Source organism: Nocardioides sp. zg-DK7169 (genome assembly GCF_013155365.1).
GTDB lineage: Bacteria > Actinomycetota > Actinomycetes > Propionibacteriales > Nocardioidaceae > Nocardioides.
In genome coordinates, this window is record NZ_JABJRA010000003.1 from 48,103 (window position 1) to 63,448 (window position 15,346).

General features: G+C 71.7%; 8 protein-coding genes. All 8 read left to right on the forward strand.

Annotated elements, in window-relative coordinates; translation table 11 throughout:
* Positions 1–23: 23 nt before the first annotated feature.
* The 8 genes from HOQ23_RS05305 to HOQ23_RS05340 all read left to right on the forward strand — a co-directional run bounded on the left by HOQ23_RS05305 (position 24) and on the right by HOQ23_RS05340 (position 15,331).
* The gene (locus HOQ23_RS05305) at positions 24–1,292 is read left to right on the forward strand and encodes an ROK family transcriptional regulator (RefSeq protein WP_172212558.1); all 1,269 of its coding nucleotides are present in this window, start codon (positions 24–26) and stop codon (positions 1,290–1,292) included.
* Positions 1,289–2,854, forward strand: a complete 1,566-nt coding sequence (locus HOQ23_RS05310; RefSeq protein WP_172212560.1) for a sugar ABC transporter ATP-binding protein — start codon at positions 1,289–1,291, stop codon at positions 2,852–2,854. The genes HOQ23_RS05305 and HOQ23_RS05310 overlap by 4 nt, the downstream gene beginning before the upstream one ends.
* Entirely contained in the window at positions 2,851–3,960 is a 1,110-nt protein-coding gene (locus tag HOQ23_RS05315; protein WP_253945224.1) for an ABC transporter permease, read from the forward strand. The genes HOQ23_RS05310 and HOQ23_RS05315 overlap by 4 nt, the downstream gene beginning before the upstream one ends.
* A 77-nt stretch (positions 3,961–4,037) precedes the next feature.
* Complete coding sequence (locus HOQ23_RS05320; protein ID WP_172212562.1) at positions 4,038–5,108, forward strand: substrate-binding domain-containing protein; 1,071 nt, start codon at positions 4,038–4,040, stop codon at positions 5,106–5,108.
* A gap of 81 nt (positions 5,109–5,189) precedes the next feature.
* Positions 5,190–6,434: a Gfo/Idh/MocA family protein gene (locus tag HOQ23_RS05325; RefSeq protein ID WP_172212564.1), complete on the forward strand. Its 1,245-nt coding sequence runs from the start codon at positions 5,190–5,192 to the stop codon at positions 6,432–6,434.
* Entirely contained in the window at positions 6,431–7,594 is a 1,164-nt protein-coding gene (gene xylA, locus HOQ23_RS05330; protein ID WP_172212566.1) for a xylose isomerase, read from the forward strand. The genes HOQ23_RS05325 and xylA overlap by 4 nt, the downstream gene beginning before the upstream one ends.
* 148 nt (positions 7,595–7,742) lie before the next feature.
* On the forward strand, positions 7,743–14,042 hold the full coding sequence (locus HOQ23_RS05335; protein ID WP_172212568.1) for a ThuA domain-containing protein: 6,300 nt from the start codon (positions 7,743–7,745) through the stop codon (positions 14,040–14,042).
* Between the two features lie 284 nt (positions 14,043–14,326).
* The gene (locus HOQ23_RS05340) at positions 14,327–15,331 is read left to right on the forward strand and encodes a sugar phosphate isomerase/epimerase (RefSeq protein WP_172212569.1); all 1,005 of its coding nucleotides are present in this window, start codon (positions 14,327–14,329) and stop codon (positions 15,329–15,331) included.
* Positions 15,332–15,346 lie beyond the last annotated feature (15 nt).

Consider the following 15,346-nt stretch of genomic DNA (forward strand, 5'->3'; position numbering starts at 1 on the left):
CCGTGGTCAGTCAGGAGCACGACATGGCGTCTCTCGGCGCTTCTCCGCAGTCGCACAGCGTCGATCATCTCGACCTGCGGCGCAGCAACCTGGGCCTGGTCCTGCGCTCCCTGCGCGACCACGGCCCGCGCTCCCGCGCGACCCTCTCCTCCGAGCTCGGGATGACCCGGTCGACGGTCTCCACGCTGGTCTCCGAGCTGGCCGAACGCGGCCTGGTCCGCGAGGGCAAGGTGCAGCGCTCGAGCGTGGGGCGCCCGGGCACGGCCGTCGAGCTCGACGGGTCCCGCGTCTACGGGTTGGGGGCGGAGGTCAACGTCAACCACGTCTCGGTCCTCGCGCTCGACTTCGCCGGCCGCACCGTCGGCGAGCGACGCCTGGCGCTCGACGCGCGGGCGATGGGCCCGGAGGTCGTGATCGACCACCTGATGCGCCTGGTGTGCGAGGTCGTCGACGAGCTCGCGCTCGGCGGCCGCCACGCGGCGGGCCTGACGGTGGGCGTCGCGGGGCTGGTCGACCGGCGCCGCGACCTGCTGACCCACGGTCCCAACCTCGGTTGGTTCGACGTCCCGGTCGGCGAGCTCATCCGGCGTCGCCTCGACGGGTCGTTCCCGGTGCGCATCGACAACGAGGGCAACCTCGCGGCGACGGCGGAGGCCACGCCGGGCGTGCCCGACCGCCAGGACATCCTGGTGCTCTTCGGCGAGATCGGTGTCGGCGGCGGGATCGTCGCCGACGGCCGGCTGCTCCGCGGCCGCCGTGGGTACGCCGGGGAGTTCGGGCACATCATCGTCCAGCCGCGGGGCCGCACCTGCGGCTGCGGTCGCACCGGCTGCTGGGAGACCGTGAGCGGCCTGCGCGCGCTGCTCGAGCTGGTCGCCGAGCCCCACGACACCATCCGCAACCCGGCGCTCGGCCTCGACGAGCGCCTCGCCGAGATCAACCGGCGCGCCGATCTCGGCGACGCCCGGACCCTCGACGCCCTCGACCAGGTCGGCACCTGGGTCGGGGTGGGCGCCGCCATCCTGGCCAACGCCCTGAACCCGGCCGCGATCGTGCTCAGCGGCTACTACTCCGCGGTCGGCCACCACATGCGCCCTGCCGTGGAGCGTGCCCTCGGCGCCGGCGTCCTCGCCGTCGACTCCGGCGGCACCCGGGTGGAGATCTCGACCATGGGCTTCGCGGCCGCGGTGCGCGGGGGAGCGATGGCCGCGCTCGAGCCGGTCTTCGCCGACCCCTCCGGGATCCCCCGACGTCCCCAGCCCGCAGGCCCCGCCGGAGAGGTGATGGCATGACCACCCCGACCCCCACCCCGCCGCCCGACGGCCCGGACCGCCCCGGGCGCGCGCCCGGCGCGGTGCTGCTCCGGATGACCGGGGTGGTCAAGCAGTTCTCCGCCGTCCGCGCCCTCGACGGCGTCGACCTCGACGTGCGCGCCGGCGAGGTGCACTGCCTGCTCGGGCAGAACGGCGCGGGCAAGTCCACGCTGATGAAGGTGCTCTCCGCGGCGTACCAGCCCGACGAGGGCACGATCTGGTGGGACGGCCAGGAGGTCCGGCTCAGCCACCCCCAGGCCGCCATCGACGCCGGCATCTCCACGATCTACCAGGAGCTCGACCTGGTCCCCGGCCTGTCGGTGGCCGAGAACATCTTCCTGGGCCACGAGGTCGCCACCGGCGGCTTCATCCGGCGCAACCGCGCCCACCGCCGCGCGCAGCAGCTGCTCGAGCGCCTCGGCCACGGCGAGATCCCGCCATCGCGCCTGGTCGCGGACCTGTCCCCGGCCGGCCAGCAGATCGTCAGCATGGCCCGGGCGCTCAGCCACGAGACCCGGCTGCTGATCCTCGACGAGCCGTCCGCGGTGCTGGACCACGGCGAGGTCGACAACCTGTTCCGGGTGATCCGCGGGCTCACCGCCGAGGGCGTCGCGGTCGTCTACATCTCCCACCGGCTCGAGGAGATCCGCCGCATCGGCGACCGGATCACGGTCCTCAAGGACGGCAGCACCGTCGCCACCGGCCTCCCTGCCCTCGACACCCCGACCTCCGAGCTGATCCGGCTGATGACCGGCCGCTCGATCGAGTACGTCTTCCCGCCGCGCGAGCGGCGGCCCGACGCGGAACGCCCCGTGGTGCTCCAGCTGCGCGGCCTCGGTCTGGCCGGGGTCTTCTCCGACGTCGACATGACCGTCCACGCCGGCGAGGTCGTCGGGCTGGCCGGGCTCGTCGGCTCGGGGCGCACCGAGATCCTCGAGACGCTGTACGGCGCGCGCCGCGCGAGCGCCGGCACCGTCCACGTCGACGGCAAGCAGCTGCGCCGCGGCTCGGTCACCCAGGCGGTGAAGGCCGGCGTCGGCCTGGCCCCGGAGGAGCGCAAGAGCCAGGGCCTGCTGCTCGACGACGCGGTCTACCGCAACATCACCGTCGCCTCGCTGCGCGACTTCTCCAGGCTCGGGTTCCTCGCGAGCCGCGACGAGCGACGCCGTGCGTCGGTCCTCACCCGGTCCCTCGACGTGCGGCCCCCCGACGTCGACCGGATGGTGCGCACCATGTCGGGCGGCAACCAGCAGAAGGTCGTCCTGGCCCGCTGGCTGCTGCGTGAGTGCCGGGTGCTGCTGCTCGACGAGCCGACCCGCGGCGTCGACGTCGGCGCGCGGTCCGAGATCTACCGGCTGATCGCCGGGCTGGCCGACTCCGGTGTCGCCGTGGTCGTGGTCTCCAGCGAGGTCGAGGAGGTGCTCGGGCTGGCCGACCGGGTGCTGGTGGTCCGCGAGGGGCGGGTGGTCCACGAGGCGGCCGCCGACGACATCGACGAGTCCCAGGTCCTCGACCTGGTCATGGAAGGAGCGCCCGCATGACCGATCGCTTGAAGGACTCCTCGTCCCAGGACCGGCCACCGGCCCCCGGACCCGACGGGACCGCGGCCGTGTCCGGCACCGCGTCGCACCAGACCATGGTCCAGGCGGAGGACCGGCCCACGACGCGTGGCCAGCGCGCGATCCAGTGGCTCTCGGCCGTCGGGTTCTTCCGCATCCTGGGCCTGGTCGTCGCGCTCGTGGTGATCTGCGCCGTCGGTGCCTTCACCGCCGGCGGCAACTTCGCCAACAGCGACAACGCGCTGACCATCCTGCGCGGCGCCGCCGTGGTCGGCGTGCTCAGCATCGGCATGACGTTCGTGATCACCGGCGGCGGCATCGACCTCTCCGTCGGCGCGATCCTCGCCCTGTCCTCGGTGTGGTGCACGACCCTGGCCACCCAGACGATGGCGCGCGACAACCACTGGCTGGTCATGGTGTTCGTCGCCCTGGCGGTCGGCGCGGGCTGCGGCCTGGTCAACGGGATCCTGGTGTCCTACGGACGGATCGTGCCGTTCGTGGCGACGCTCGCGATGCTCATCGCCGCGCGCGGTCTGGCCGAGATCCTGTCCGACAAGAAGACCCAGATCGTCGACGTCGACGGGTTCACCGACGTCTTCGCCTCCGACTACCTCGGCATCGACTTCTCCATCTACCTCTTCGGCCTCGTCGCGGTCGTCGGGTGGGTGCTGCTCAACCGCACCACCTTCGGGCGCCGCACCTTCGCCGTCGGCGGCAACCCCGAGGCCGCCCGGCTGGCCGGCATCAACGTGCGGCGTCACACCGTCCTGCTCTACGTGCTGGTCGGTGTGTGCTGCGGTATCGCGGCGCTGATGCTCGTGGCCCGCACCACCACCGGAACCTCCACCCACGGCACGCTCATCGAGCTCGACGTCATCGCTGCCGTCGTCATCGGCGGGACGCTGCTCGCCGGTGGGCGCGGCACCGTCACCGGCACCGTGCTGGGTGTGCTCATCTTCACGACCCTCACCAACGTGTTCATCCAGAACCAGCGCGACTCCTCGGAGCAGTCCGTGCTCAAGGGCGCCGTCATCGTGGCCGCCGTCCTGCTCCAGCAGTGGCTGGCCTCGCGCAAGAGCGCGACCTGATCGACACCGTTTCTCGGGCGGCTGTCCCGGCAGCACCCACCCCGTCACACCCACACCTGATCCAAGGAGCACCCGCCATGACCGTGAAGTCACTGAAGAAGAGGACCACCCCGGCCCGGATCGTCGGCAGCGGCGTCGCGGTCCTGGCCCTGCTCGCGGCGTCCGCGTGCACGAGCAACGAGGCCGAGGGCGAGGAGGAGGAGCGCGCCGGCGGTACGTCGCAGGCCGAGGCCGGCTCCAACGACGAGGCCGGCGAGAAGGTCGTCATCGGCTTCTCGGCCCCCGCGGCCGACCACGGCTGGATGGCCTCGATCACCGAGTCGACCGAGCAGGTCGCCGACCAGTACGACGACGTCGAGCTCAAGATCGCCACCGGCACCAACGACGTGAACGTCCAGATTCAGCAGGTCGAGACGTTCATCAACGAGGGCGTGGACGCGATCGTGCTGCTGCCCTTCGACGGCGCGGCGATGACCAAGGTCGCGCTCAAGGCCATGGAGGCCGGCATCCCGGTCATCAACGTCGACCGCGAGTTCAGCGACCCCAACGCCGCGCGCGTCACCGTCCTCGGCGACAACTACGGCATGGGCGTCTCGGCCGGCACCTACATCTGCGAGCAGGTCGGGGACAAGCCCGATGCGGTGGTCACCGAGATCGCCGGCATCGACTCGCTGCCGCTGACCCAGGACCGCAGCCGCGGCTTCAAGGACGCCCTGGCCGACTGCGGCCTCGACGTCGACAACCGCGTCGCCGCCGACTTCACCGTCCAGGGCGGCGAGGAGGCGGCCTCCGACCTGCTCCAGGCCGAGCCCCGCATCGACGCCATGTGGAACCACGACGACGACCAGGGCGTCGGGGTGCTCGCGGCCATCGAGAACGCCAACCGTGACGAGTTCATCATGGTCGGCGGCGCCGGCTCCGCCAACGCGATGCGCGCGATCCAGGAGGGCGACAGCGTGCTGAAGGCGACGGTGATCTACCCCTCCACCCAGGGCGCCGACGGCCTCAAGCTGGCCCGCCTGCTGGCCCAGCAGCGCTCCGTCGCCGACCTCGTCGAGGTCGAGGTGCCGCGCATGGTCCAACTCTACGCGCCGGTCGTGACGGCCGACAACGTCGAGCAGTACCTCGAGACCGCCTTCGAGTCCTGAGCGGCGACCCCCCGCGGTCGGCCCGCCTCCCCGGGCCGACCGCGCCCCCATCCACCTCCGGACGAATCGAGCAGGAAGCCGATGACCGAGTCACCCGCCGACGCCACCTCCGCGACGCGCTCGACCCCAGGGACCGCAGGGACCCCAGCGACCCCAGGAACACTGCGCGTCGGCATGGTCGGCCACGCCTTCATGGGGGCCGCACACTCCCAGGCGTGGCGCACCGCCCCGCACTTCTTCGACCTGCCCCTGACACCGGTGATGCAGGTGCTCTGCGGTCGCGACCCGGGCCGTTCCCGAACCGCCGCCGAGCGGCTCGGGTGGGCGGAGACCGAGACCGACTGGCGCCACGTGGTCCAGCGCCCCGACGTCGACCTGGTCGACATCTGCACCCCGGGCGACACCCACGCCGAGATCGCCATCGCGGCGCTCGAGGCGGGCAAGCACGTGCTGTGCGAGAAGCCGCTGGCCAACACGGTGGCGGAGGCCGAGGCGATGGCCGCCGCGGCCGAGCGCGCCGCCGCCGACGGGGTGATGGCCATGGTCGGCTTCACCTACCGGCGGGTGCCGGCCGTGGCGCTGGCCCGGCGGCTCGTCGCCGACGGCCGGCTGGGGGAGATCCGCCACGTGCGGGCGCAGTACCTCCAGGACTGGATCGCCGACCCGGAGGTCCCGCTGTCGTGGCGCCTGGACAAGGAGCAGGCGGGCTCGGGGGCGCTCGGCGACATCGGCGCCCACATCGTCGACCTCGCCCAGTTCATCACCGGGCTCTCGATCAGCTCGGTGTCCGGTCACCTCCAGACGTTCGTGCACAAGCGTCCGCTCGCCGCCGAGGCGACCGCCGGCACGCTCGGAGGGGGAGGCGCGAGCGGGGAGACGGGCACGGTGTCGGTCGACGACGCCGCCGTCTTCCTGGCCTCCTTCGCCGGCGGCGCCCTCGGCGTCTTCGAGGCGACCCGCTTCGCCTACGGACGCAAGAACGCGATCCGCCTCGAGATCAACGGCTCCCGCGGCTCGCTGGCCTTCGACTTCGAGGACATGAACGTCCTGGACCTCTTCGACGCCACGGAGCCCGCCGAGACGGCCGGCTTCCGGCGGATCCTCGTGACCGAGCCCGAGCACCCCTACGTGGCGGCCTGGTGGCCCGCGGGCCACGGCCTCGGCTACGAGCACGGCTTCACCCACCAGGTCGTCGACCTGGTCGCGGCGCTGGCCGCGGGCGAGCAGCCCACCCCGTCGTTCGCCGACGGCCTGCAGGTCCAGCGTGTGCTGGCTGCGGTCGAGACGAGCTCCCACACCCGACAGTGGCAGGAGATCACCGCATGAGCACCGACCACACCCCCCGGCCCGAGGACAAGTTCTCCTTCGGTCTTTGGACCGTGGGCTGGCAGGGCGTCGACGTCTTCGGACCCGCGAGCCGCCCGCCCCTCGACCCCGTCGAGTCCACCCACCGGCTCGCCGAGATGGGAGCGTCGGCCGTCACGTTCCACGACGACGACCTGCTGCCCGACGACGCCACCCGCGACCGCGACCTCGACCGCTTCCGCAAGGCCCTGGCCGACACCGGCCTGCGCGTGGAGATGGTCACCACCAACCTGTTCGGGCCGCCGGTCTTCAAGGAGGGGGCGCTCACCGCGAACAACCGCGACGTACGCCGCTACGCGACCCAGAAGGTGCTGCGCAACATCGACCTCGCGGCGAGCCTCGGGGCGGACACGTTCGTGCTCTGGGGCGGCCGCGAGGGCGCCGAGCACGGCGCCAGCAAGAACGTCCGGGCCTCCCTGGACCGGATGGTGGAGTCGCTCAACACGTTCTGCGCCTACGTCAAGGAGCGGGGCTACGACCTGCGCTTCGCCCTGGAGCCCAAGCCCAACGAGCCCCGCGGCGACATCCTGCTGCCGACGATCGGCCACGCGCTCGCCCTGATCGGCGAGCTCGACGACCCGGACATGGTCGGGCTGAACCCCGAGGTCGGGCACGAGGAGATGGCCGGGCTCAACTACGCGCACGGGATCGCCCAGGCGATGTGGCACGGCAAGCTCTTCCACATCGACCTCAACGGCCAGCACGGCCCGCGGTTCGACCAGGACCTGCGCTTCGGCGCCGGCAACCTGCGCGGCGCGTTCTGGACCGTCGACACCCTCCTGGGCAGCGGCAGCGGCAACGCCTACGACGGCTACGTCCACTTCGACTTCAAGACGCCGCGCGCCGAGGCCGTCGACGGGGTTTGGGACGCCGCCCGCGCCTGCATGCGCAACTACCTGATCCTGCGCGAGCGGGCCCTGGCCTTCCGGGCCGACCCCGCCGTCGCGGAGGCGCTCGCCGCCGCCGAGGTGGAGCAGCTGGAGCGGCCCACGCTGGACCCGGGCGAGCAGCTCTCCGACCTGCGCGACACGACGTACGACGTCGCTGCGCTCGCCGAGCGCAGCGTCGCGATGGAGGCCCTCGACCAGCTCGCCATGGAGCACCTCCTCGGCGCCCGCTGAGCCGCGCGCCCGTCCACCCGTCCACCACGACCCGCACGACCAGCACGACCAGCACGACCAGCCTGATCAGCACCGCCAGGGGCCGAACGCCCGGGGACCCGCCCCGGAACCGCACCAGCGCACACCGTCACCAACGAAGGAGATCGTGATGCATCAGCTCATCACGCGGCTACGGAAGGGCTCACGCACCGCGCTGGGCTCGACCCTGGCCACGGTCGTGGCGCTGCCTCTGGCAGCCACGGTCGGCCTCGGGCTCTCCGCCACGGCGGCCCAGGCCGCGCAACCGGAGAAGGCGCCGTCCGCGGCGACCAAGGCCCCTGACCGGAGCAATGGAAAGGCCAAGCCGGCCGAGAAGAAGGGCAAGAAGGGCAAGGGCGCCAAGAACCTGCGCGAGTCCGTCCCGCTGGGCGACGCGGTCCCGTGGACCGCGGATCTCACCGCGGCGGCCGACGAGCACGAGACGTTCGACGCCCTCGTGTTCTCCAAGACCGCGGCGTTCCGCCACAGCAACATCGACGAGGCGACGACCGCGATCCAGCAGCTCGGCGTCGAGAACGACTTCACCGTGACCGCCACCGAGGACGCCTCGGCCTTCACCGACGCCAACCTCGCGCAGTACGAGGTGGTCATCTTCCTGTCGACCACCGGCGACGTGCTCAACGAGACCCAGCAGGCGGCCTTCGAGCGCTACATCCAGGCCGGAGGCGGGTACGCCGGCATCCACGCGGCCTCCGACACCGAGTACTCCTGGCCCTGGTACGGCGAGCTGGTCGGCTCCTACTTCGCCAACCACCCGCCGGGCACGCCGACCGCGACCGTCAAGGTCGAGGACCCCGCGCACCCCTCCACCGCCGGCATCGAGCCGCGCTGGCAGCGCACCGACGAGTGGTACAACTTCCGCACCAACCCCCGCGGCGACGTGCACGTCCTGGCCTCCATGGACGAGAGCACCTACGCCCCGGGCGGCGGCGCCATGGGCGTCGAGCACCCGATCGCGTGGTGCCAGGACTACGACGGCGGCCGCAGCTGGTACACCGGCATGGGCCACACCGAGGCGTCCTTCACCGACGAGAAGTTCCTGGGCCACATCCTTGGCGGCATCAAGACCGCCGCCGGTGTCCTGCCCTCGGACTGCTCCGCCACGCTCGAGGACAGCTTCGAGAAGGTCGCGCTCGACGAGAACACCTCCAACCCGATGGAGCTCGACATCGCCGAGGACGGTCGCGTCTTCTACGTCGACCGCAACGGCGCCGTGCGCATCATCCAGCCCAACGGCACCGTGGTGACCGCGGGCACGATCCCGGTCTACACGGGCCAGGAGTTCGGTCTGCTCGGCATCGCGCTCGACCCGGACTTCGCCACCAACAACTGGGTCTACCTCTACTACTCACCGCAGGGGAACCAGGCGACCGACCGGATCGGGCGCTACACGATGTCGGGCAACACCCTCCAGCTCGACACCGCCACGACGATCCTCGACGTGCCCACCCAGCGTGAGCAGTGCTGCCACGCCGGCGGGTCGCTGGAGTTCGACAACGACGGCAACCTCTACCTCGCCACGGGCGACAACACGAACCCGTTCGACTCCGGCGGGTACACCCCGATCGACGAGCGGCCGAACCGCGCCGCCTGGGACGCCCAGCGGACCTCGGGCAACACCAACAGCCTCAACGGCAAGATCCTGCGCATCACGCCGCTGCCCGAGGGCGGCTACGCGATCCCCGACGGCAACCTCTTCGAAGAGGACGCCGACGCGGATGACAAGACCCGCCCCGAGATCTACGCGATGGGCTTCCGCAACCCGTTCCGCATCGGCCTGGACGAGCAGAACAACAACATCCTGGTCGCCGACTACGGCCCGGACGCCGGAGCCGTGAGTGCCACCCGCGGACCCAACGGCCGCGTGGAGTGGAACATCCTCGACGAGCCCGGCAACTACGGCTGGCCCTACTGCGTCGGCGACAACACGCCGTACAACGACTACAACTTCGCCAGCAGCACCGCGGGCCCGGCCTTCGACTGCGCGGCGCTCGTCAACGACTCCCCGCACAACACCGGGCTGACCAACCTGCCGCCCGCCAAGCCGGCGGTCATCTGGCAGAGCAACAACGCCGCGATCACCGGAACCCCGGAGATCGGCGCCAGCGGCGCCCCGATGACCTCGGGCACCTACTCCTACGACGCCGACCTGGTCTCGGACCGCAAGTGGCCCGCGTACTTCGACCGCAAGGCGATCTGGGCGGACTGGAACAACAGCCGGCTGTTCACCGTGCAGATGAACCTGGACGGGACGAACTACACCGACATCAACCGGTTCCTGCCGAACCTGCCGATGATCCGCCCGCACGCGCTGCAGTTCGGCCCGGACGGCGCGCTGTACATGATCGAGTGGGGCAGCGGCTTCAACGGCAACAACACCGACTCCGGCATCTACCGGATCGACTACGTCGAGGGCAACCGCGCCCCGGTCGCCCGGGCCACCGCGGACCGGACCTCCGGCCCGGCCCCGCTCACCGTCGCGTTCGACGGCAGCGGGTCCTTCGACGCCGACACCGGCGACGCCACGGGCCTGACCTACGCCTGGGACTTCGACGGTGACGGCACCACCGACGCCACCACCCCCACCGGCAGCTACACCTACACCGAGGCGGGCAACTACACCGCCCGGCTCACGGTGACAGACGAGGGCGGCCGGTCCGCCACGACCAACATCGACATCGTCGCCGGCAACACCGCTCCGACCGTGGAGCTGACGCTGCCGGTCGACGGCGGGTTCTTCGAGTTCGGCGACTACCTGCGCTACGAGGTCGAGGTCACCGATCCCGAGGACGGCACGATCGACTGCGACCGGGTGGTCGTCCAGCCCGGCCTGGGCCACGACGAGCACTCGCACGACTACGAGCAGTACACCGGCTGCAGCGGCACGCTCGCGCTGCCCGGCGACTCCGGCCACGTCGGTGCCAACATCTTCGGCACCATCAAGGCCACCTACACCGACGACGGGGCCGGCGACGCCGGCGCCCTGACCGGCGTCGACGGCATCATCGTGCACACCAAGCACAAGGAGGCCGAGTTCTTCGACGAGACCGGGCGCACCGGCAGCGAGACCAGCGGTACGCCGGGGGTCTCGGTCCAGGCGACCACGGACACCGGCGGCGGCCAGAACGTCACCGGCGTCGAGACCGGTGACTGGTTCCGCTGGGACGTCATGAACCTCACCGGCATCACCGGCGTCACGATGCGGGCCGCCTCGACGACCGCGGGCGCGACGTTCGCGGTCCGCCAGGGCTCGCCGACCGGCGACACGATCGGCACCCTGACGGTGCCGAACACCGGAGGGGCGCAGACCTACCAGGACGTCTCCACGACGTTCACCGGCGCCACGGACGCCAGCGGCGAGCTCTACTTCGTCGCCACGACCGGCGGGGCCAACGTCAACTGGCTGGAGTTCAACGGCCGCGGCATCACCGACAACCGGCCGCCGACCGTCGCGATCACCGCCAGCACCACCACCGGCGAGGCCCCGCTGCCGGTCGAGTTCACCAGCACGGTGAACGACGCCGACGGGGACACCCCGGTGACCTATGCGTGGGACTTCGGTGACGGGGCGACCTCCACCGAGGCCGAGCCCAGCCACACCTTCACCACGCCGGGCCGGTACGTCGTGGAGCTGACCGTCACCGACGCACGCGGGGCGAAGACCACCCGCACGCTCGAGGTCATCGTCACCCGAGCGGGCGACAGCTGCTTCACCGGGCGCTCCGACGACTTCGTCGGCAACACCCTCGACACCGAGCGCTGGAACCGCAGCGTCCGGGTCGACCAGTCCCTGACGGTCGCCGACGGGTCGCTCAACATCCCGATCACCGCGACCGACATCTACCAGGGCACCAACACGACGCCGAACGTCGTGCTGCAGGACCTGCCGTCGGGCGCCTTCGAGGTGACCACCAAGCTGACGCTGCCGGCCACCCGCGCCTACCAGCAGGCCGGGCTGATCCTCTACGGCGACGACGACAACTACGTCAAGCTCGTCTACTCCGGTCGGTCGAGCACCCCCGACAAGGCGACCAACGTCATCCAGATGGCCAAGGAGGTCGACGCCTCGGCGTCGGAGACCAACTCCGCCAACCTCGGCGCGGACTTCCCCGACACGGTCTGGCTGCGGCTGAGCAGCACCGACGGCAACGTCGTGACCGGCTCCTACAGCAGCGACGGGGCGACGTGGACCGACGTCACCTCCACACGGGACCTCACCGGGATCACCGCACCGAAGGTCGGCCTGTTCGCCCTGGGCAACCAGGCGGGCGCCACCGGCATCACCGCCAGCTTCGACCACTTCACCCTGACGCCCGACGACACGGCCGTGCCGTGTGAGCCGGGTTGCCTGGTCGAGCAGTTCGACGGCAGTGCCCTCGGGTCCGACTGGAGCGTGGTCCGCCCCAGCGGCAACCTCGAGGTCTCCGGCGGCACGGTGCAGATCCCGCTCGAGGCGACCGACCTCTACCAGGGCACGAACACCGCCCGGGACCTGGTCCTCACCGACCTGCCCGACGGCCCGTTCGTGGCCACCACCAAGGTCAGCGCCCCGATCAACCGGTCCTACCAGTCGGCGGGCCTGCTGCTCTACGGAGACGACGACAACTACATCAAGCACGTCTTCCAGGGCCGCAGCGACCAGCCGGACGTCGCCGCGAACATCATCCAGACCGCCAAGGAGGTCGATGGCACCGCCACCGAGACCAACTCCTCCGGCCTCGGGGCGGACTTCCCGAGCACGGTCTGGCTGCGACTGGCCAGCGAGGACGGGACCGAGGTCATCGGTTCCTACAGCACCGACGGCGAGACGTGGACGGAGATGTCGGCAGGCTTCGACCTGGCCGGCATCGACGACCCGCGGATCGGCCTGCTGGCGGCGGCCAACACCACGGCCGGCGCCGGCATCACGGCCTCGTTCGACTGGTTCACCCTCGGCGGGGCCGAGCCCTGCGAGCCCGGGCCGGGCGGTCCGGACGAGCCGGGCGAGGACGAGGACGCACCGCAGGTCGACGCCACGGTCCTGGGCTCGTACGCCGGCGAGGTCGAGGACCTCAGCGGCGGCACCATCGGCGGGGAGGCCACCCTGGTCTCCGCGGCCGACGGTGAGGGCCGGACGACCACCGCCACGCTGGAGCTGACGGGTCTCGACCCGAGCCAGCGCTACGAGTCGCACCTGCACGTCGGCACCTGCGGCGGCTTCGAGGGTCACTACCGCGACGACCCGGACGGTGCCGGCACCCCGCCGAACGAGCTCTGGCCGACCAACCCCGGCTGGGAGGCCGGATCGGGCGACCCGCGCATCAAGGCGGCCGCCGACGGCACGTCGTACGCGGAGGCCACGGTCCCGTGGGCGCCGCGCATCGACGGACGCTCGCTGGTCGTGCACCGTGACGGAGCGATCGTCGCATGCGCCGATCTCGACCTGACCGGTCCGGGCACCGTCGTGCTCGACGCCTCGGACAACGTCGGCGTCACCTCCTTCACCTACACGGTGGACGGCGGCGAGGAGACCGAGTACGACGGTCCGTTCGAGATCACCGAGCCCGGCACCCACGTGGTGGCCTACACCGCCACCGACGAGGCCGGGAACGAGACGACCGGCGAGTTCGAGGTCGTCGTCCCCGACGACGACACCGAGGCGCCGGCGCCCACGGTGAGCATGACCACGGCACCGCCAGCACCCGACGGCGCGGGTGGCTGGTTCACCTCGCCGGTCACCGTCACCCTCGAGGGCGACGGCGGCGACGGGGACCTGCGCCTGGAGTACCGCTTCGGCACCGGCGGGTGGACGCCGTACACGGCGCCCGTCCGGGTCACCAGGGACGGGATCACCAGGATCTCGGCCCGGGCGACCGACGCGGCCGGCACGGTCTCGGAGGTCGCGACCACCACGGTCCGGCTCGACACCACGGCCCCGGCGATCAAGGTCGCCGGGATCAAGGCCGGCGCCAAGCTGGGCGCCGCGGCGGTCCGCACCGTGCGGGTCAACGCCACCGACGCCACCTCGGGTGTCGGGTCCCGCGTGATCCGTCTCGACGGCAAGGTGGTCGGCTCCCCGGTCCGCCTCGACGCGATGCGGCTGCGCACCGGCACCCACCGGCTCGCGGTCACCGTCACCGACAAGGCCGGCAACCGGCAGACGCGCACGGTCACCTTCCGGGTGGTCGCGACGTACGCCGGCGCGAAGCAGCTGGTCAAGCGCCTGGACCGCGAGAACACCATCGGTGCCCGGCTCGCCACCTCGCTCACCACCGCGATGAACGACGCCAAGCGCGCCGATCGCCGCGGCCAGGAGCGGCAGGCGCGCCGGGCCCTGACGAGGTTCCAGTCGCTCGCCGCGGGCGTGCGCAAGGCCCCGGCCAAGGCCGCGCTCACGGGCGTCGCGCGCCAGCTGAAGAAGCAGCTCTAGGCGCACGACGAGAAGAAGGGAGAACGTCCGCAGATGGGGGTCCCGGCCAGGCGGTGCCGAGAGGTGCCGCACCCGATCCGCTCGCAGGTTCGGCCCTGCGAGCGGGTCGGGGGCCGGGCCCCCCGCCCGGGCGGGGGAGCGGCGTCCACGTGACGCCGGTTCCCGCGGCCGGTGCCGGGACCTCGCGCTGGGTCCCGGTACCGGTCCGCACCGGGCCCGCCCGATCCGCACCACCCGCCCGTTATCCGCACCCGTTCGACGCACCACTGCCTGAAGGAGCTCCCATGCCACGCCCCATCACCCTGTTCACCGGCCAGTGGGCCGACCTGCCGTTCGAGGAGGTCTGCCGCCTCGCCTCCGAGTGGGGGTACGACGGACTCGAGATCGCGTGCTGGGGCGACCACCTGGACCCCTGGCAGGCAGCCGAGGACGACGCCTACGTCCAGGGCAAGCTCGACCTGCTGGAGAAGTACGGGCTCAAGACCTGGGCCATCTCCAACCACCTGAAGGGCCAGGCCGTCTGCGACGACCCCATCGACGCCCGCCACCAGGCGATCCTGCCGCCGCAGGTCTGGGGCGACGGCGACCCCGAGGGCGTGCGCCAGCGGGCCGCGGAGGAGATGAAGCTGACCGCCCGGACGGCGCAGCGCCTCGGCGTCGACACCGTCATCGGCTTCACCGGCTCCTCGAGCTGGAAGTACGTCGCGATGTTCCCGCCGGCCACCGAGGAGATGGTCGCGGCCGGGTACCGCGACTTCGCCGACCGCTGGAACCCCATCCTGGACGTCTTCGACGAGTGCGGCGTCCGGTTCGCCCACGAGGTCCACCCCTCCGAGATCGCCTACGACTACTGGACGACGGTCGCGGCGCTCGACGCCATCGGTCACCGCGAGGCGTTCGGCCTCAACTGGGACCCCTCGCACTTCGTGTGGCAGGACCTCGACCCGGTCGGGTTCCTCTGGGACTTCAAGGACCGGATCTACCACGTCGACTGCAAGGACGCGAAGCGCCAGGTCGGCAACGGCCGCAACGGGCGGCTCGGCTCGCACCTGCCCTGGGCCGACCCGCGGCGCGGCTGGGACTTCGTGTCCACCGGGCACGGCGACGTGCCGTGGGAGGCGTCGTTCCGGATGCTCAACACGATCGGGTACGACGGACCGATCTCGGTGGAGTGGGAGGACGCCGGGATGGACCGGCTCGTCGGGGCGCCCGAGGCGCTGGAGTTCGTCCGGCGCCTGGCCTTCGACCCGCCCTCGGCAGCCTTCGACGCCGCGTTCTCGGCCTCCTGACGCGGACCTGAGGTG